Source organism: Streptomyces sp. SID5910 (genome assembly GCF_009862125.1).
In the GTDB taxonomy this organism is placed as follows: Bacteria; Actinomycetota; Actinomycetes; order Streptomycetales; family Streptomycetaceae; genus Streptomyces.
The window spans coordinates 1-955 of the sequence record NZ_WWHX01000020.1 but is presented as its reverse complement, the minus strand read 5'-3'; the positions used below and the strand labels follow the sequence as shown (position 1 = coordinate 955).

The following is a 955-nucleotide window of genomic DNA, read 5'->3' as shown; positions in this document are numbered from 1 at the left end:
ACGCTGGTCGCCGTCGCGTTCGGCGGCTTCCAGTTGGCGCATGTGCTCGCCGACGCACGCCTCCAGCGACGTATCGACGACGCCGGCCGGGCGACCCTGACCTCCGTGGCGGGCCTGGGCACCGAGCTGGGCACGGTCGCGGTGTACGGGGGGTACGGGCTGGCCGCGTCGCAGACGGGGCACGGCACCGCGTTCGCGATCTTCGCGGTGCCGTACCTGCTGACGGCGGTGGTGCTGATGGCCGGCCGGACTACAGCTTCGGCTGCCAGGGCACGACCCTGAAGTCGCCGGTGCCCTGCTTCACCTTCTCGAACGGTGCCGACCCCACGCACCGGGGCAGCAGCCCGTCGGTCTCGGCGGGCGATCCGGTCGCGGCCCAGCTGTAGCCCAGGCGGTCGTGGCGGCCGAGGTCGTGGACCGTGACGCCGACCCGCTTGCCCGTGGCGCCGGGCAGGTCGGAGGCGGTGATGACGCCGGACACCACGGCCACGTCGCCGCCGGTCAGCAGGCAGTCGACGGTGGCCTTGGCGCGGGCGCCCTTGCCGTTCAGGTAGTGGCTGAACTCGAAGGTCCCGGTGGCCTTGAGCGGGTCGTCGTCGTCCTGGGCGGCCAGGTGGGCGTCGAAGGTGAACGTGATGTCGTCCCCGGCCGACCGGTACAGCTTCGCGGTCCCGGTGAGGGCCGCCGCCTCCCTGGCGTGGCCCGCGTGGCTCTCGTGCGGGCCCGAGGCGACGGCCGCGCCCGTCGTGGCGGCGGTGAGCAGCAGCGCGACGCAGAGCGCGGCGGTCGTGGTACGGCGTTTCATGGCGGTCCTCTCGCAGGCGGAACCCGGTGAACGGAACGGTCACCACTGTCCCGGCACGGCACGTGCGCCACATCGCCCCGGGGGCGGCATTGCCCTCCGCCGCGCGGCGGGCAACGACGGGCGAGGGCTGCGCCCCGGGGAGGACGGCGG

General features: G+C 74.5%; 1 protein-coding gene and 1 pseudogene. One reads left to right on the top strand and one right to left on the bottom strand.

What is annotated here, in order from left to right; translation table 11 throughout:
* A pseudogene (locus GTW67_RS00705) lies at positions 1-282 on the top strand (MFS transporter); the annotation flags it as partial.
* On the opposite strand, the gene GTW67_RS00700 reads toward GTW67_RS00705, so the two are convergent.
* Entirely contained in the window at positions 251-805 is a 555-nt protein-coding gene (locus GTW67_RS00700; protein WP_161162832.1) for a Repetin, read from the bottom strand. The pseudogene GTW67_RS00705 and the gene GTW67_RS00700 sit on opposite strands and share 32 nt — an antisense overlap.
* Between the last annotated feature and the right edge of the window lie 150 nt (positions 806-955).

What these genes read in the sequence shown, in the direction of transcription:
- GTW67_RS00700 (WP_161162832.1), bottom strand. Translation starts at nt 805, where the DNA reads ATGAAACGCCGTACCACGACCGCCGCGCTCTGCGTCGCGCTGCTGCTC.